The organism is Mesorhizobium sp. M7A.F.Ca.MR.245.00.0.0 (assembly GCF_003997415.1).
Classification (GTDB): domain Bacteria; phylum Pseudomonadota; class Alphaproteobacteria; order Rhizobiales; family Rhizobiaceae; genus Mesorhizobium.
Map to the genome: position 1 here is coordinate 1 of NZ_RZTE01000005.1, position 17,481 is coordinate 17,481.

The 17,481-nt window shown below is 62.5% G+C and carries 16 protein-coding genes and 1 pseudogene (1 of these 17 only partly in view); 7 read left to right on the forward strand and 10 right to left on the reverse strand.

Annotated elements, in window-relative coordinates; translation table 11 throughout:
- The 9 genes from EOB80_RS34750 to EOB80_RS07995 form a co-directional block, all read right to left on the reverse strand.
- The coding region (locus EOB80_RS34750; protein WP_127327266.1) for a hypothetical protein at positions 1–223 on the reverse strand (223 nt) is incomplete at its 3' end.
- A 171-nt stretch (positions 224–394) separates the two neighbouring features.
- Entirely contained in the window at positions 395–562 is a 168-nt protein-coding gene (gene rpmG / locus EOB80_RS07960) for a 50S ribosomal protein L33 (protein WP_006201775.1), read from the reverse strand.
- 153 nt (positions 563–715) lie between these two features.
- Positions 716–1,174, reverse strand: coding sequence for a hypothetical protein (locus EOB80_RS07965; RefSeq protein WP_127271458.1), 459 nt, complete (start codon positions 1,172–1,174; stop codon positions 716–718).
- 110 nt (positions 1,175–1,284) lie between these two features.
- Positions 1,285–2,463 carry an MFS transporter gene (locus EOB80_RS07970; protein WP_023810543.1) on the reverse strand — a complete coding sequence of 393 codons (1,179 nt, stop codon included), beginning with the start codon at positions 2,461–2,463 and terminating at the stop codon, positions 1,285–1,287.
- An 89-nt stretch (positions 2,464–2,552) separates the two neighbouring features.
- Complete coding sequence (locus EOB80_RS07975; protein ID WP_127327267.1) at positions 2,553–3,293, reverse strand: NUDIX domain-containing protein; 741 nt, start codon at positions 3,291–3,293, stop codon at positions 2,553–2,555.
- Positions 3,294–3,379: 86 nt separating this feature from the next.
- Entirely contained in the window at positions 3,380–3,814 is a 435-nt protein-coding gene (locus EOB80_RS07980; RefSeq protein WP_174800363.1) for a DUF983 domain-containing protein, read from the reverse strand.
- 11 nt (positions 3,815–3,825) lie between these two features.
- On the reverse strand, positions 3,826–6,144 hold the full coding sequence (rnr, locus tag EOB80_RS07985; RefSeq protein ID WP_127327268.1) for a ribonuclease R: 2,319 nt from the start codon (positions 6,142–6,144) through the stop codon (positions 3,826–3,828).
- Positions 6,145–6,150: 6 nt separating this feature from the next.
- On the reverse strand, positions 6,151–8,787 hold the full coding sequence (gene topA, locus EOB80_RS07990; RefSeq protein ID WP_127327269.1) for a type I DNA topoisomerase: 2,637 nt from the start codon (positions 8,785–8,787) through the stop codon (positions 6,151–6,153).
- Between the two features lie 360 nt (positions 8,788–9,147).
- Entirely contained in the window at positions 9,148–9,525 is a 378-nt protein-coding gene (locus tag EOB80_RS07995) for a hypothetical protein (RefSeq protein WP_127327270.1), read from the reverse strand.
- A 173-nt stretch (positions 9,526–9,698) separates the two neighbouring features.
- On the opposite strand from EOB80_RS07995, the gene EOB80_RS08000 reads away from it, so the two are divergent.
- The 7 genes from EOB80_RS08000 to EOB80_RS08030 all read left to right on the forward strand — a co-directional run bounded on the left by EOB80_RS08000 (position 9,699) and on the right by EOB80_RS08030 (position 16,040).
- Positions 9,699–10,445, forward strand: a complete 747-nt coding sequence (locus tag EOB80_RS08000; protein WP_127268355.1) for a cytochrome c biogenesis CcdA family protein — start codon at positions 9,699–9,701, stop codon at positions 10,443–10,445.
- A gap of 79 nt (positions 10,446–10,524) precedes the next feature.
- Positions 10,525–10,962, forward strand: a complete 438-nt coding sequence (locus EOB80_RS08005) for a nuclear transport factor 2 family protein (RefSeq protein WP_127327271.1) — start codon at positions 10,525–10,527, stop codon at positions 10,960–10,962.
- Between the two features lie 149 nt (positions 10,963–11,111).
- Positions 11,112–12,470, forward strand: coding sequence for a bifunctional UDP-N-acetylglucosamine diphosphorylase/glucosamine-1-phosphate N-acetyltransferase GlmU (gene glmU / locus EOB80_RS08010; RefSeq protein WP_127327272.1), 1,359 nt, complete (start codon positions 11,112–11,114; stop codon positions 12,468–12,470).
- Between the two features lie 177 nt (positions 12,471–12,647).
- Entirely contained in the window at positions 12,648–14,471 is a 1,824-nt protein-coding gene (gene glmS, locus EOB80_RS08015; RefSeq protein ID WP_127327273.1) for a glutamine--fructose-6-phosphate transaminase (isomerizing), read from the forward strand.
- 113 nt (positions 14,472–14,584) lie between these two features.
- Positions 14,585–14,866 carry a type II toxin-antitoxin system RelE/ParE family toxin gene (locus tag EOB80_RS08020; RefSeq protein ID WP_127327274.1) on the forward strand — a complete coding sequence of 94 codons (282 nt, stop codon included), beginning with the start codon at positions 14,585–14,587 and terminating at the stop codon, positions 14,864–14,866.
- A gap of 37 nt (positions 14,867–14,903) precedes the next feature.
- Complete coding sequence (locus EOB80_RS08025; RefSeq protein WP_127327275.1) at positions 14,904–15,203, forward strand: HigA family addiction module antitoxin; 300 nt, start codon at positions 14,904–14,906, stop codon at positions 15,201–15,203.
- Between the two features lie 81 nt (positions 15,204–15,284).
- A complete protein-coding gene (locus tag EOB80_RS08030; protein ID WP_027036784.1) occupies positions 15,285–16,040 on the forward strand; it encodes a DUF502 domain-containing protein in 756 nt (251 codons plus the stop codon).
- Here the strand turns inward: EOB80_RS08030 and recG are convergent.
- Positions 15,992–17,481, reverse strand: a pseudogene (gene recG / locus EOB80_RS08035) (ATP-dependent DNA helicase RecG) (it continues 617 nt past the right edge of the window). The gene EOB80_RS08030 and the pseudogene recG overlap by 49 nt on opposite strands.

The window sequence follows — 17,481 nt, forward strand, 5'->3', positions numbered from 1 at the left end:
CGGCGGGAGGGGTCGGAGCCTGCGGTGGGGGTTCCGTGGAAGGCGCGGCGGGACTGTCAGGCTGAGGTGCAGGCGGTGCGGCCTCTTCCTCACTCAGAACCTGGTCAGTCCTGGCCTTGATCTCATCGGCCGTCTGCTGGCTTATCAGCCCGTTGCTGACGGCGAAGCCAGCAACCAGAGCGACAAGGGCTGCAATGATTGCAGCTTTCACCTTCTTCGACATCCATAGGCGCCTTGTTCATGACACCCAACCCACGGCGAAGGGTGCCGCAACCTTGGCGAAGGGTCAATCCTTTTGGCTGCAGTCTCTGCTCACGTGCAACGAAATCAACTGGTTACAAACGAAAAACGCCGCCCATTGGGCGGCGTTTCGGCATTGCAGCGGGAAACCAGATTACTTGATCTTGGTTTCCTTGAATTCGACGTGCTTCTTGGCGACCGGGTCGTACTTGCGGAACGACAGCTTGTCGGTCTTGGTGCGGCTGTTCTTGCTGGTCACGTAGAAGAAACCGGTGTCGGCGGTCGACAGAAGCTTGATCTTGATGTTTGCGGCTTTGGCCATGATATCAGTCCGTTTGTTCGTGGGGTTTTGGCCGCTGGAGCACGGGGAAACACCCGGACGCGGGAAACTTGGCGCGACACATAAAGAACGCGCCCGGAAAGTCAAGCCCGGCAAGCCTGGTGCGACCCGCCTGAGCCTGCTGGTGAACGGAAATCATGCGGTTTCTGTCGCCGGTGACGCAACCTTCTTCCAGTCTCCGGTCGTGTTCCACCAGCGATTCGGATTGGCGCGGTCGTCCAGTCCCTTGGAACGGCTGGCGAGAATCGGTTGAATGCGGATCACCGGTTCCTGGTAGGAATGGGCCTGGAAAATCGCCTCGACGACGCGGGCGGCCAGCACCTGATCGTCCGGCAGTTCGAAGGAAACCTCGACCGTGCCGGGCCGCCGCCGCAATTCGGTTTCGGCACCGGCGGCCGCACCGTCAAGCGGCCTGTAGCGTTCGATGCCGTGCGCCGACTGATAGGCATTGCGGTCATATTTGCCCATGGCCAGCGGCGCAATCGCCACCACAGCATCCATGATGCGGTCGACGTCGGCGGCCGGAGCCTGGAAGGTCACGAGCAGAAGCAGTGTCATTCGTAGCGATGTGGTTTCAAAGCCGCTGTCGATCATGGAAGTGTCCTCAAGTGTTTTGGGACACTCTTTTAGCCCTGTGCTCCTGACACGGTTCTGTCAGCAGCCTGCCACCGTGCGTGCCAAATGCAGGGCTGGCGGCAGTTGCGCTACAGCAGGATCTTGCGAACCAACCTGACGGCGACCAAAGCGATATAGGCGGCGAAGAACAGGCCGAGCGACCAGCCGAAGCCGGACGGGCCGAACGCATCCATGCCGATGCCGATCGCCTGCGGGCCGAGCACCATGCCGACACCGTAGCACAGCACGAAGGCGGCGTTGGCCGACGCCAGTTCATGGCCGGAAAGCTGCGAGCCGAGATGGGCAAGGCCGATCGTGTACATGGCAGCGACGACGCCGCCCCAGACGAACAGAAGCGCGGCCATCAAATGCCAATTCTGGGCGAAGAAGGGCATGAAGACGGTGCCGATAAGACCGACCGTGGCGCAGGCAATCAGCAGGTAGCGGCGATCGCTGACGCGATCGCTGATCATGCCGATCGGGATCTGCAACAACACATTGCCGAGGCCGATCATGGTCAGCAGAAGGGCCGCATCGGCCTCGGAATAGCCGATGCGGCTACCATAGATCGGGAACAGCGCAAAGCCGCCGGTTTCCACCGCGCCGAACACCAGCACGGCTGCGGTCGCCGACGGCACCAGCCAGATGTAGCGCAGGAAATTGCTGGTTTCGCCATCCGAGGCGATCGAGGGGCTCTCGTTGCGTGCTGCCAGCACGGGTATCGCCGCCAGCGTCACCAAGGCGATGATGACGCCGAACGGCCTGAAGCCGGAACTGCCGAGATGGGCGAACAGCCACGGTCCGGCGGCAAAGCCGAGTGACAGGACAGTGGCGTAAATGCCCAGCACAAGGCCGCGCCGGTGCGGCGGCGCCGAGGTGCTGATCCAGAATTCGGACAGGATGAACAGCACCGTCAGCGCAATGTGCAGCACGATGCGCAGCGGAAACCACATCCAGAAATCGGGTGCGAAATGAAAGCCGACAAAGGCCAGCGCGCCGGCGGCGATCATGGCGATCATCGTCCAGGCAACGCCGAACCGCATGGCGAGCGGGGTCGCCAGCGGCGCACCGGCGATCGAGGCGAGGCCGGCAACGGCGGTGTTGAGGCCGATCATCGAAGCCGAATGGCCGCGCGTTTCAAGGATGACGCTGAGCAGCGGCATGCCGAGGCCGATGGCGATGCCGACGACGCTGATCGACGAGATCGCCGCCACCATCGGCAGCCAGTGTACGCGTTCGTCGCCCTGTGGTTGGGTATCGACCGTCATGGGATGCTGAATACTCTGCCTGTTTGATCTAAGGAAAGTGCTGAGCGCTTTTCCCGGGAAAACCGCGTCACACTTTTCCTGGAATTGCTCTAGAGAAGTTCGCGGGTGAAGCGGCTGCGGACAAGCCGGTAGAAGGGCACGGGTCCGCCTGGACGCAACAGTGGATCATGGGCGAGGCGCTTTTCCAGCTCGTCCAGGATCAATCGGGTGATGTCGGGTATGTCGGCTTCCCTGGCCTTGGCGAGCGGCAGCCAGACCAGCTCTTCGAGCTCGTTGGTGGGACCGCCACCGGGCAGTTCGACGGCGACGTCGTCACGCCAGGCGCTGAAAAAGCGGGTGTCGAAGCGGCGCACCCGGTTGGGCGGCGTGATGGCGCGCGCAACGAAGCGCAGCATGTCGAGAGAGGGTTGCACGCCGTGTTCGGCAAAGCCTTGCCAATCGGGCCTGGGGGTTGCGAAAGCACCCTTGCGGCCGATCAGCAGCCCGGCTTCCTCATAGGTTTCGCGGATGGCGGACAGGGCGATGGCGCGGGCTCGTGCGGCGCTTGTGCGGCCCGGTCCGGCGATCAGCCTGGCTTCCTGCTCCGGGTGCAATGCGGCGACGACCGGTATGCGGCTGTCGGCCGGATCGGTGCGGCCGCCGGGAAAGACGAACTTGCCCGGCATGAAGGCGTGGCCGGCATGACGGCGACCCATCAGAACCAGCACGTCATCGTCCTTGCGGTCGAGCAGGATGAGGGTTGCCGCGTCGCGCGGGCGAATTGGCCGGTCGCTATGAGCGATCATGCTCCGCTCGATCCTGTCGACTTCCGCCTTGGTCATACCGTCCATGCGCAGGACCTAGCGGAAACTTCTGGCAAGCGAAAGTGGCCTTTCACGGTCGGTATGTTGCGCCAGGCAGCATTCTTGGCTGCGGCCTAGGCTCCGGGATGCGGCTCGATCACGTCGTGCTCGCCGCCGAAGCCGTGCATATAGAAGGCCCATTGCAGTCCGATGACGGCACCCTTGATCGGCTGCAGCAACGCAACCGACAAAAGGATGGTCAGCGGAACCCAGATGGCGATGTGCTGCCATGTGGACAGCGTCGACGTGGCCTCAACGCCCATGAAGGCGCCCAGCACGACATGGCCGACGATGACGATGACCAGATAGGCGGGCAGGTCGTCGGCCCGGTGGTGATGCAATTCCTCGCCGCAGACACTGCATGTGTCGACGGTCTTGGTGAAAGCGCGAAACAGCTTGCCTTCGCCGCAATGCGGGCAGCGGCCGAGCAGGCCGCGCTTCATCGCCGTCCACAGCGGGCGCGCGGTCCGGCCCGAGTGATGTTCTCCGCCGAAAACCTGTTCTTCCATGGCTGTTGTCATCATCGTCTCCTGCCGCGCGAACCCGGTCGCGATTGCGACGCGCGAGCGCGGCCCTTGGCCTTGTGAAACGACCGCTTGGAGCCCGGCAGAGGCTTCGGGTCGGTCAACATCTCGAAGCGCATCGCCCCGGCCATCGGCGCCACCTCGATGAGACGGACCTCCACGCGGTCCGCGAGTTGGTAGCCTTTGCCCGAGCGTTCTCCGAACAGGGAGCGGGCCGTTTCGTCGTATATATAGTAATCGCCGTTCAATGTTGACACCGGGATGAAACCATCCGCGCCGTACTGCGGCAATTGGACAAATAGTCCTGACTTGGTGACGCCGGAGATGCGGGCATCGAACCGGTCGTCGACGCGTTCGGCGAGATAGGCGGCGATCAGACGGTCGACCGTGTCCCGCTCGGCCGCCATTGCACGGCGTTCCGTGCCGGAGATCAGCACGGCGACATCTTCGAGCCGTGCCGCTTCGTCCTGCGTCAGCCCGCCCGGACCCAGGCCGAGTGCGGCAATAAGTCCGCGATGCACGATCAAATCGGCATAGCGGCGGATCGGCGAGGTGAAATGCGCATAGCGGCGGAGGTTGAGACCGAAATGGCCGATGTTCTTTGGCGAGTATTCGGCTTGGCTCTGCGAGCGCAGAACCACTTCGTTGACCAGGCCTTCATTGTCGGCGCCGCGCACGCGCTCCAAAATGCCGTTGAACTGGCTTGGCTGCATCTGCGCGCCGCGCGCAAGTGACAGGCCCAATGTCTGCAGGAACTCGCGCAGCGATTCCTGTTTGGCCAGTGATGGCGCGTCATGGACGCGATAGACCAATTCCTGTTTCTTCGCCTCGAGCGTTTCGGCCGCCGCGACATTGGCCTGGATCATGAATTCTTCGACGAGCTTATGGGCATCGAGCCGGTCCGGCACGATGACGCGATCGACGGTGCCGTCCGGCTTGAGCACGATCTTGCGCTCGGGCAGGTCGAGTTCGAGCGGCTGGCGGCCGTCGCGGCCGCGCTTCAGGATCGCATAGGCGTCCCACAGTGGCTTCAGCACGGTTTCGAGGATCGGACCTGTCTTGTCGTCCGGCGCGCCGTCGATTGCCGCCTGAGCCTGTTGGTAGGCGAGCTTTGCCGCCGACTTCATCATGACGCGATGGAAGGAGTGCCTGAGCTTGCGGCCCTCGGCTGAAAAAACCATGCGCACGGCGAGCGCCGGACGGTCCTGGCCCTCCCGCAGCGAGCAGAGATCGTTGGAGATGCGCTCGGGCAGCATCGGCACGACGCGATCCGGGAAATAGACCGAATTGCCGCGCTTCAATGCTTCGCGGTCGAGCGCCGTGCCGTAGCGCACATAGGCGGCGACGTCGGCGATTGCGACAGTGGCAACCACGCCGCCGGGGTTCTTCTCGTCGAGATCCGGCGTGGCGAAGACGGCGTCGTCATGGTCCTTGGCGTCGGCCGGATCGATGGTGATCAACGGCAGGTCGCGCCAATCCTCGCGGTGATCCAACGTCGCCGGTTTGACCGCTTCGGATTCTGCGATGACGTCGGCCGGGAAGATATGCGGAATGTCGTGCGCGTGGATGGCGATCATCGAGACCGCCTTTTCGCTGGTCAGAGAGCCCAGCACGTTGAGCACCTTGGCCCTCGGCAGCCCATAGCGGGAAGCCCGCGCCGGCTCGACCTCCACCAGATCACCGTTCTTGGCGCCGTTCTGGAATTCCTTGTCGACGATCAGTTCGGGCTGGCGCCGTTCCACCGGCTCGATGCGGAAGGTGCCGTCCTGCAAGATGCGAAAGACACCGAGCACGGCATCGGTACGTTTTTCGAAAATCTTCACCACCCGCCCGGTGTAGGCGGGGCCGCCCAGGGCGACGTTCGTGTCGTCGGCCGGAAAGGTCTTGGCCAGCACGCGGTCGCCAATGCCGGGCGCCGGTCCACTGCCACTGCGCGACAGGCGGATGGAAACGATGGGCGGCGGCCCGTTGGCCGTGTGTTCGGTTGGGCGCGCCAAGAGCACGCCATCGGCATCGCGGTCGAAAATATCGAGGACCGTGACATGGGGCAGGGCACCGACGCGAGCCAGCCCCTTGCGCTCCTTGGTGAGGACGCCTTCGTCCTGCAAGTCGCGCAAAATATCCTTCAGCCAGATGCGGTCGTCGCCGCGCAGTGCGAACGCCTTGGCGATGTCGCGTTTGCCGGCGCGATCGGGATTTTCGGCGATGTAGCGCAGGATTTCGTCACGCGAGGGCCGGTAGTCGTCCTTGACCTTGGCCCTGGTGTCGGCGGTGCGCGGATCGCCGTGGGTTCTGCCGGTGATCTTGCGCGCCACGCTGTCCTATCCTTTTTTCTTCGCGGCCGGCTTCTTCGCAGCCGGCTTCTTGGCTGCCGCCTTCTTGGTCGCCGGGGCCTTGGCCGCGGCTGCCTTTCGGAACGGCTTCTTGCCGCCGCCGCCCTTGGCTTCCTTCTCGGCAATCAACGCCAGCGCATCCTCGATCGTCACCGACTGCGGATCCTTGCCCTTGGGCAGCGTAGCATTGACCTTGCCGAAATTCACGTAGGGCCCGTATTTGCCGTCGCGCACGACGATCTTGCCGCCGCCATCGGGATGGTCGCCAAGCTCCTTCAGCGCTGCGGCAGTACCGCCATTGCGGCCGCCCTTGCCCTTCAGCTGCTTCTCGGCGATCACCGATACGGCGCGGTTGAGGCCGATCGAGAACACGTCCTCGATGCTTTCGAGATTGGCATAGGTGCCGTCATGCAGCACGAAGGGGCCGTAGCGGCCAAGCCCGGCTGAGATCATCTTGGCGGTTTCCGGATGCTGGCCGACATCGCGCGGCAGCGACAGCAGCGCCAGCGCCTTTTCGTGGTCGATCGACTCGGCCGTCCAGCCCTTGGGCAGGCTGGAACGCTTGGCCTCCTTGCCGTCGCCACGCTGCAGATAGGGGCCGAAGCGACCGCTGCGCAGCGTGATTTCCTCTGACGTGTAAGGGTCCTTGCCGATCACCTTGGTGCCGTCCTCGCCGCCGCCATTCTCGCCATTGGGATTGGCGGCATCGCCGAGCTGGCGGGTGAAGGAGCATTCGGGATAGTTGGAGCAGCCGACAAAGGCGCCGAACTTGCCAAGCTTCAGCGACAGATTGCCGGTGCCGCATTTCGGGCAGATGCGCGGATTGGAGCCGTCCTCCCGCGTCGGGAACACCAGCGGCGCCAGTTCTTCATTGAGCGCGTCGAGCACGTCGGTGACGCGCAGTTCCTTGATGTCGGCGACGGCGCCGGAAAAATCCTTCCAGAAATCGCGCAGCACGTCCTTCCAGGCGAGCTTGCCGTCGGAAATCTCGTCGAGCTTTTCCTCGAGGGACGCGGTGAAGTCGTATTCGACATAACGCTTGAAGGAGCTTTCAAGAAAGGCCGACAGCAGCCGGCCCTTGGCCTGCGGCACCAGCCGGCGCTTGTCGATGGTGACGTAGTCTCGGTCCTCGAGCGTCTTCAGGATCGCCGTATAGGTAGAAGGCCGGCCGATGCCGAGTTCTTCCAGCTTCTTGATCAGCGAAGCTTCGGAATAGCGCGGCGGCGGCTCGGTGGTGTGCTGGGTGGCATTGATCGCCTGGCGGGCAAGCTGCTCGCCGGCGCGGATTTCAGGCAGGCGGCGGTTTTCCTCGTCTTCCGCATCGTCGTCCTTCTGGTCGGTGTAGGCGGCGATGAAACCGTCGAACCGAACGACCGAACCGATGGCACGCAGCTCTGCGGTGCGCGATCCGTTGACCGCTTCGATCTCGGCGGTGGTGCGCTCGATCTCGGCTGGCTGCATCTGGCTGGCGATGGCGCGCTTCCAGATCAGCTCATAGAGTCGCATCTGGTCGGAATCGAGATATTGCCTGACCGATGCCGGGGTGCGCATGAAATCCGTCGGGCGGATCGCTTCGTGCGCTTCCTGGGCATTCTTGGCCTTGGCGGTGTATTGGCGCGGCTTTTCCGGCAGGTATTTCGGACCGAATTCCTTGGCAATGGCGTCGCGTGCGGCGTCGATCGCCTCGGGTGCCATCTGCACGCCGTCGGTTCGCATATAGGTGATGAGACCTGTGGTCTCGCCGCCGATCTCCATGCCTTCATAGAGCCGTTGCGCCACCTGCATGGTGCGGCTGGCCGAGAAGCCGAGGCCCGATGAGGCGGCCTGCTGCAGCGTTGAAGTGGTGAAGGGCGGGCCGGGATTGCGCTTGGTCGGCTTGGCTTCCACCGACACCGCCTTGAAGGTCGCGCCTTCGAGCATCGATTTGATGTCGTCGGCTTGCGCCTTGTTGGAAATGTCGAGCTTCTGCAGCTTCTTGCGATCGAAGGCGGTCAGCCGCGCTTCGAAATTCTCGTTGCGCGGCGTGCCCAGCAGTGCAGCGATCTGCCAGTATTCCTCGCGGATGAAGCGCTCGATCTCGGATTCACGGTCGCAGACCAGGCGCAGCGCAACCGACTGGACGCGGCCGGCCGAGCGGGCGCCCGGCAGCTTGCGCCACAGCACCGGCGACAGCGTGAAGCCGACGAGATAATCCAGCGCCCGGCGGGCGAGATAGGCATCGACCAGCGGCGCATCGATCTGGCGCGGATTGGCCATTGCCTCCAGCACCGACGATTTGGTGATGGCATTGAAGACGACGCGGCTGACCGGCTTGTCCTTCAGCGCGCGCTTCTGCTTCAGCACCTCCAGCACATGCCAGGAGATGGCTTCACCTTCGCGATCCGGGTCGGTGGCGAGGATCAGGCCATCGGCATCCTTGACCGCCTTGGCGATGTCGGCAAGCCGCTTGCCCGAGGCCGTGTCGACCGCCCAGGACATGGCGAAATCCTCATCCGGACGCACCGAGCCGTCCTTGGCCGGCAAATCCCTGATATGGCCGAACGAGGCCAGAACCTTGTAGTTCTTGCCGAGGTATTTGTTGATTGTCTTCGCCTTGGCCGGCGATTCGACGACGACGACGTCCATGAGGTCTCATATCAGCTGTGGTGCGGCAGAAGAATTCCGCTGCGCGCGACGAAATCTCGTTCTATTTGTCGCTCACATGGCCGCGCTTTTGCATCCGGTCAAGGGGAAGCGCCCAAATTGCGGGCCGGCCCGCGGCAATACACTCTTAGAGTGTATGGAGAAAATCACAGAATTTGGGAAAGGGAGATGGTGGTCCCCGAGTGAGCGGAAACGACCCGTTTCATTTTTCCGCCGAGTCGTTGAAATGCTGCCCAAACCGGAAGGGCTACATTTATAAGGGCCTGTTCGATGCCGGCCGCCGGGTGCATGGAGATGCCCGGCGACCAGCCCTTGTCCCGCCAGCAAGCGGGATTGACGTACTTAGTCGGCCTTAACGATATGCCAGACCTCGCCGACGCCGTCGCCGGTCACATCGCCGGGCTTCTTGTCCTTGATGAAGGTGTAGACCGGCTTGCCGTCATAGGCCCACATCTTGGTGCCGTCGGTGCGGTCGACAACGGTCCATTCGTCGTCCGCCTTGGCGCCGGCTTCGGCTTTCAGTGGCGGCCAGTTGGTGGCGCATTTGTCGTAGCAATTGCTCTTGCCCTTCTCGTCCTTGTCATAGGTGTAGAGCGTCATTCCATTGGCGTCGGTGTAGATCTTGGTGCCATTGACCTCGGCTTCCTTCCACGCGTCGGCGGCGAAGGATGCGGCGGTGCTGAGCAGAAGCGCTGCCAGTCCTGCGGTTATGGTTTTCATGGAAATCTCCCTGACTGGTATCTGGAGACGCGCGGGAAATCGCGGCCTCGCTGTGTCAACGCCCAGGGGCTGCCGTTTCTTCCCCGGCAAGCATGATCTTGCCAACACAATGGTGATTGGTGGACAAGGCTGCGCGTCGCTATATCAGCGGCACGACAGTGGAGTTCCTGGAAATGGCATTGGACATCGGCTATGTCAGCGCGGTCGGGGCGGGAGCCATCTCGTTCCTGTCGCCTTGCGTGCTGCCGCTGGTGCCGCCCTATCTCTGCTATATGGCCGGCGTGTCGGTCGACGATTTCCGTGGCAATGCGGGAACTACGGCGAGGGAAGGCGCGCGCGGCGCGCTGCTTTATTCCTCGATCGCCTTCGTGCTCGGCTTCTCGACCGTCTTTGTCGCGCTTGGCGCCGGCGCTTCGACCATCGGCCGGCTGCTGCGTATCTGGCAGGAGCCGCTGGCGATGGGCGCCGGTGTGCTGATCATCCTCATGGGCCTGAATTTCCTAGGTATCCTGCGCATTCCGCTGCTTTCACGCGAGGCGCGCTTCCAGTCGCAAGGCAAGCCGGCAAGCGCCGTCGCCGCCTATGTCATGGGGTTGGCCTTCGCCTTCGGCTGGACGCCCTGCATCGGTCCGGTGCTCGGTCCGATCCTGACGCTGGCCGGCGGCCGCGAGACGGTGGGCGAGGGCGCGCTGCTGCTCGCCGCCTATTCGCTCGGGCTGGGTATCCCGTTCCTGATCGCCGCCCTGTTTTCCGGCGCCTTCATGCGCTTCCTTGGCAAATTCCGCGTCCATCTCGGCCGCGTCGAAAAAGCGATCGGCGCGCTGCTGGTGGTCGCCGGCGTGTTTTTCCTCACCGGCGGCGTGCAGACGGTGTCTTACTGGCTGCTGGAAAATTTCCCGGTGCTGGGGCGGCTGGGGTAGGTCGCGTCGGCGGAACGATGCAAGGCAGCCCGCATTTGCAGTACCGTTGATCAACACTTTTTCGAGCCGGGAGGCGAGAATGGTAGCCAAGGCGGATGTGCGAAAATTCTTCAAGGTCTATGAGAAAATCTACAATGACGCGATCGCCGACACCGTCGATCTCAACGACGTCGCGGACATGTATTCGGCCGGTTTTGTCTCGGTGACGCCGGCAGCGGTCATGGTTGGCGAGAATGGCGCGCAGTTGAAGGCCATCATGACAAAGGGTTTTGAGGCCTATCGTGCCCTCGGCAGCAAGAGGATGACCTGCAAGGAGGTCTCTGTGACACCTGTCAACCAGGACCATTGCGTGGCTGAGGTAAACTGGGCCGGTGACTATGAACGCAAGGATGGGAGTCCCGTGACCATCGACTTTGCGGTCAACTATCTCGTCGAAAAGCGCGACGGCAAGCTGAAGGTGTTTGGCTGGATATCAGGTGACGTGCAGGCGGAATTCAGGAAACACGGCCTGTTGTAGGTGTGCTGACTGCCGAATTCCGTTTTAAGACCCGCTGATTAAGAGTCAGCTGCTCCGCCATCTCACCGAAATTTAACCGCATTGGTGAAGCAAGGCGCCACTGCTAGCATGCTTTGATTCCCAACCCTTTTCATATGGTTGTCCCTTCCATGAGCCAGAGATCCTGCCTGTCCGTCATTCTCGCCGCCGGCGAAGGCACGCGCATGAAGAGCGTGCTGCCGAAGGTGCTGCACCAGATCGCCGGCCTGCCGATGGTCGCCCATGTGGTGAAGGCAGCCGAAGCCGCCGGCGCCGGCACCCAGGCGCTGGTGATCGGCCATGGCGCGGACGAGATGCGCAAGGCCGCGGCAAAGTTCGCGCCGAAGGCCGAGACCTTCGTGCAGGAAAAGCGCCTTGGCACCGCGCACGCCGTGCTGGCCGCACGCGATGCGATATCAAAGGGTTATGATGATATTCTCGTGATGTTTGGCGACACGCCGCTGATCGACGCGGATGCGCTGACCGTGGCGCGGCTGAAACTGGCCGAGGGCGCCGCCGTCGTCGTGATCGGCTTCCGCCCGCCCAGCCCGACCGGATATGGCAGGCTGATCGAAAAGGACGGCAAGCTGATCGCCATCCGCGAAGAGAAGGACTGCTCCGAGGAGGAGAGGAAAATAGCCTTCTGCAATGCCGGCATGATGGCGGTGGCCGGTGATCACGCGCTGAAACTGCTCGATCAGGTAGGCAACAACAACGCCAAAGGCGAATATTATCTCACCGACATTGTCGAGATCGCCAGCGCGCGAGGCCTCGATGTCGTCGCCACCGAAGCCAGCTTCGAAAGCGCACTCGGTATCAACAACCGCGCCGAACTTGCGCAAGCCGAGGGCATATGGCAGGCGCGCCGGCGGCATGAAGCGATGCTGTCGGGCGTGACGCTGATCGCGCCGGAGACCGTGTATTTCTCGCACGACACCGAGATCGGCACTGACACGATCGTCGAGCCCAATGTCTGGTTCGGTCCGGGTGTGAAGATTGCGACGGGCGCCAAGATACATGCGTTCAGCCACATCGAAGGCGCCACCATTGCGTCCAATTGCGATGTCGGGCCATACGCGCGACTGCGGCCGGGTGCTGATCTCCGGGACAAGGCCAAGGTCGGCAATTTCTGCGAGGTCAAGCAGGCGGTTATCGAAGAGGGCGCCAAGGTCAACCATCTGACCTATATCGGCGATGCCCGCGTCGGCGCGGGAGCCAATATCGGCGCCGGCACCATCACCTGCAATTATGACGGCTATTCGAAATTCTTCACGGACATCGGCGAGGGCGCTTTTGTAGGCTCCAATTCGTCGCTGGTGGCACCTGTCACCATCGGCAAGGGCGGCTACATCGCCTCGGGCAGCGTGATCACCGAAAGCGTGCCCGACGATGCGCTGGCCTTCGGCCGTGCTCGCCAGAAGACGATCCCGGGCAAGGGCAAGGAATTGCGCGAACGCTTTGCTTCGGCCGCGGCTGCGAAGAAAAAGTAAGACCAGCCCGCAAAAAACCGAACGATTGCAGTAACCGGATTGCAAGAGCGGTCTGTCATGGTGCATCGACAAGAATGAGCGTTCCGTTACACGGGACGAAATGCAATGTGACTTTCGCGGCAGGCCGGCCATCCCTAAATAGCGCTGGTTTTCCACGGGGAATCGGGGGCTGTCTGCATGTGCGGTATCGTTGGAATCGTCGGCCACTCGCAGGTTGCGCCGCTCATCGTCGATGCGCTGAAGCGGTTGGAATATCGCGGCTATGACTCGGCCGGCGTCGCCACCATCGAGCACGGCCAGCTTGCTCGCCGCCGCGCCGAAGGCAAGCTGATCAACCTCGAGCGCCGGCTCAAGGACGAGCCGCTCGACGGTACGATCGGCATCGGTCACACACGCTGGGCGACACACGGCGTGCCCAACGAGACCAATGCGCATCCGCATTTTTCCGACGGTGTCGCCATCGTCCATAACGGCATCATCGAGAATTTCGCCGAATTGCGCGAAGAACTGATCCGCGATGGCTATTCTTTCTCCTCGCAGACCGACACCGAGGTCGTCGCCCATCTGGTGGCGCGCGAACTCGCCAAAGGGCTGAAGCCGGTCGAGGCCGCGCACCAGGCGCTGAAGCGGCTGGAAGGCGCTTTCGCGCTGGCCATCATGTTCAAGGGCGACGAGGACCTGATCGTCGGCGCGCGCAATGGTCCGCCTTTGGCTGTCGGCCATGGCGATGGCGAGATGTTTTTGGGCTCCGACGCCATCGCGCTCGCACCGTTCACCAATTCGATCACCTATCTCGAAGATGGCGACTGGGCGGTGGTGCGCCGCGACGGCGTTACCATCTTCGACATCGACGGCACAAAGGTCGACCGCAAGCGCCAGCAGTCGCTGTCGACCAGCTTCATGGTCGATAAGGGCAATCGCCGCCATTTCATGGAGAAGGAGATCCATGAGCAGCCCGAAGTGATCTCGCATACCTTGGCGAATTATCTCGATTTTGTCGGCGGCGTCTCCAAGCCGCTGGATCTGCCGTTCAATTTCGCAGAGATCAACCGGCTGGCGATTTCGGCCTGCGGTACCGCCTATCTTGCCGGCCTGATCGGCAAATACTGGTTCGAGCGCTACGCGCGCCTGCCCGTCGACATCGATGTCGCCTCCGAATTCCGTTACCGCGAAATGCCATTGTCGAAGAACGACGCGGCGTTCTTCATTTCGCAGTCCGGTGAGACTGCCGACACGCTGGCCTCGCTGCGTTATTGCCGCAAGGCCGGCATGAAGATCGGCGCGATCGTCAATGTGCGCGAATCGACCATGGCGCGCGAATCCGATGTCGTGCTGCCGACGCTCGCCGGGCCGGAGATCGGCGTTGCCTCGACCAAGGCGTTCACCTGCCAGCTTTCGGTGCTGGCATCGCTTGCCGTGCGGGCCGGCGTGGCGCGCGGGACAATCTCGAAAGAACAAGAGAAGACCCTGGTGCGCGCGCTTTCGGAAGCGCCGCGCTATGCCAATCAGGTGCTCAAGCTTGAAGAGCAGATCGAACGGATCGCGCGTGAACTCTCACGCTACAAGGACGTGCTCTATCTCGGCCGCGACACCAACTTTCCGCTGGCCATGGAAGGCGCGCTGAAACTCAAGGAAATCTCCTATATCCACGCCGAGGGCTATGCCGCCGGCGAGCTGAAGCATGGACCGATCGCGCTGATCGACGAGAACATGCCGGTCATCGTCATTGCGCCGCACGACCACATTTTCGAAAAGACCGTTTCGAACATGCAGGAAGTGGCGGCGCGCGGCGGCAAGATCATCCTGATCACCGACAGCAAGGGTGCGGCGCTGACGAGCGTCAAGACGATGGAGACGATCGTGCTGCCGGACGTGCCGGAAATCATCTCGCCGATCATCTACGCGCTGCCGATCCAGATGCTCGCCTATTTCACCGCCGTGTTCATGGGCACCGACGTCGACCAGCCGCGCAATCTGGCGAAATCGGTGACCGTGGAATAGGTATCGTCAAATCTTGCCGCCGATCAACCGATAGCAAATTTGTATCGGCCGATGATACATTTGCTTGCGCGTCGACATGTATCAGTGTATGATACAATCTAGAGGGCGCGTTATTGATCGTTTCGTTCAGAGGCAAGGCGGTCGAAGCGGTTGCCGAAGGGAAGGCGCCAAAGGGCTTTCCGCCGGATTTGGTTGCCCGTGGCGAACGCCGCCTTCGCGCAATTGCCAACGCTGCCCAACTGAATGACCTTCGATCGCCGCCCGGAAATCATCTTGAAGCCCTGAAAGGGAGCCGAGCCGGACAGCATTCAATTCGCATCAACGACCAGTGGCGCATCTGCTTCAAATGGACCGCTGCTGGCGCTGAAGACGTGGAGATCGTCGATTACCATTGAGCGGGCACTTGCCCTGAACCCTTGAGGACCCTGAACTATGCTCAAGTTCGCACGTCCAGTTCATCCTGGAGAATTCCTGCGTGAAGAATATCTCGTCCCGCTCGGCATGAGTGCAGGCGCGCTGGCGAAAAAGCTCAACCTTCCGCGCACCCGTATCGAACGCATTGCCAAGGAAGAGATCGGCCTGACTCCCGATACGGCTCTTCGCCTCGCCAGATTTTTCAACACCACGCCCGAATTCTGGATGAATTTTCAACAGGCCTATGAGCTTGAAACCGAAGCCAGAAAGCTGGCGCCGGAACTCGACAAGATTGAGCCGCTGGAAGTAGCGGCATAATCGGCTCTTTAAAAACTTCGCAGTTCCAAACTGGACGGCGGTTCACTAATGTCGCGTCGCAATAGCGGCCTCCGGTGAATCATGTCCGACGCTCCCAAGACTTCCGGCGTGACCCGGCTGAGGAACTATTTCCTCACGGGCTTCATCGTCTGCGCGCCGCTGGCGATCACCGCCTACATCGCCTGGTCATTCATCGGTTGGGTCGATTCCTGGGTGAAACCCTATATTCCGGCCCGCTACAGCCCTGACACCTATTTGTCGTTTCCTGTGCCGGGGTTCGGGCTGATCGTGGCGCTCATCCTGATCACGCTGATCGGCTTCCTGACGGCCAACATCGTCGGCCGCGCCATCGTCAATTTCGGCGAGCGCCTGCTTGGCCGCATGCCGTTGGTGCGCGGCATCTATGGCTCGCTGAAACAGATTTTCGAGACCGTGCTGTCCAACAAGGGCGACATGTTCCGCCAGGTCGGACTGGTCGAATATCCGCGCAAGGGTGTGTGGTCGCTGGTGTTCGTCGCCAGCGAGAAGGAAACCGAGATCAACCAGAAGCTCGACCAGGAAGGCGATCCGCTGATTGCCGTGTTCATGCCGTGCACGCCAAACCCGACCACCGGATTCCTGATGTATGTGCCGAAGTCGGACATCGTGCTGCTCGACATGACGATTGAGGACGGCGCCAAGCTGATTGTGTCGGCCGGGCTGGTGGCGCCCGAGGTCAAGCAAATGGTTGTCGTGAATGGCGAGCCGATCGAAGGGATGCTCGCCAACCCGTCGGTTGCCGCCCTGGCTCAGCCGGCGCGCAGGAGCCGCACGGCCTCGTCGCGACCGAACAAATAAAGCAGCAGGCGCAACGCCTCGCCACGCTGCGATTGCAGCTCCGGGTCGCGCGACAGGATCAGCCTGGCATCGTCGCGGGCGGCCTCCAGAAGGTCGGCATGCGCCTCGATGCGCGCCACCTGGAAACCCGGCGTGCCGGACTGGCGGGTGCCCAGCAATTCGCCTTCGCCGCGCAGCTTCAGGTCTTCCTCGGCGATCAGGAACCCGTCCTCGGTCTCGCGCATTACCGACAGCCGGCGTTTTGCGGTCTCGCCGAGCGGGTCCTTGTAGAGCAGCACGCAGGAGGAGGGCTTGTCGCCACGCCCGACCCGGCCGCGCAGTTGGTGCAGCTGGGCCAGGCCGAAGCGCTCGGCGTGCTCGATGACCATGACGGTGGCGTCCGGCACGTCGACGCCGACCTCGATGACGGTGGTGGCGATCAGGATGCGTGTCTCGCCCTGCTTGAACGCACGCATCGCCTCGTCCTTCTCGGCACCCTTCATGCGGCCGTGAACGAGCCCGATACGGTCGCCGAACAATGGTTTCAGCGACGCGAAGCGGTCCTCGGCCGACATCAGCTTGATTTCTTCGGATTCCTCGACCAGCGGACAGATCCAGTAGATCTTCTGGCCGCCGGCGACGGCGTCCACCATGCGGTCGACCAGTTCGTCGAGCCGCTCGAGCGGCAGTGTAACGGTACGGATCGGCTGGCGGCCGGCCGGTTTTTCCGTCAGTTTCGACACGTCCATGTCGCCGAAAGCGGTCAGCACCAGCGTGCGGGGGATGGGAGTGGCCGTCATCACCAGCATGTCGGGCGCGTCGCCCTTGGCGGTGATGGCAAGCCGCTGATGGACGCCGAAACGGTGCTGCTCGTCGATCACGGCGAAGACCAGATCGTGGAACATGACCGTCTCCTGGAACAGCGCGTGGGTACCGACGACGATGTCGATCTCGCCGCTTGCCAGGCCGGCCAGCGTATCAGCGCGTTCGCGGCCCTTCTCGCGGCCGGTGAGGATGGCGATGCCCAGCCCAACCTTGGCGGCAAGCGGCGTGATGGTCGCCAGATGCTGACGCGCCAGGATCTCGGTCGGTGCCATCAAGGCTGCCTGGCCGCCGGCCTCGACGGCGCGTGCCATGGCCAGCAGCGCTACGACCGTCTTGCCGGAGCCGACATCGCCCTGCAGAAGCCGCAGCATGCGCTCGGGATCGGCGAGGTCGGTATTGATTTCGGCCAGCGCAAATTCCTGGCTCGATGTCAGCGAATAGGGCAGTGCGGCTCGCAGCTTTTCGACGATGCGGCCGTCGCCGACCAGGGGACGGCCGGACAGGCGGCGGACTTTTGCCCGCACCAGCGCCAGCGAGACCTGGCCCGCCAGCAGCTCGTCATAGGCCAGGCGCCGCCAGGCAGCGCCATCGATGGAGACATCGATCGGGTCGGCCGGATTGTGGATGCGGGCAAGCG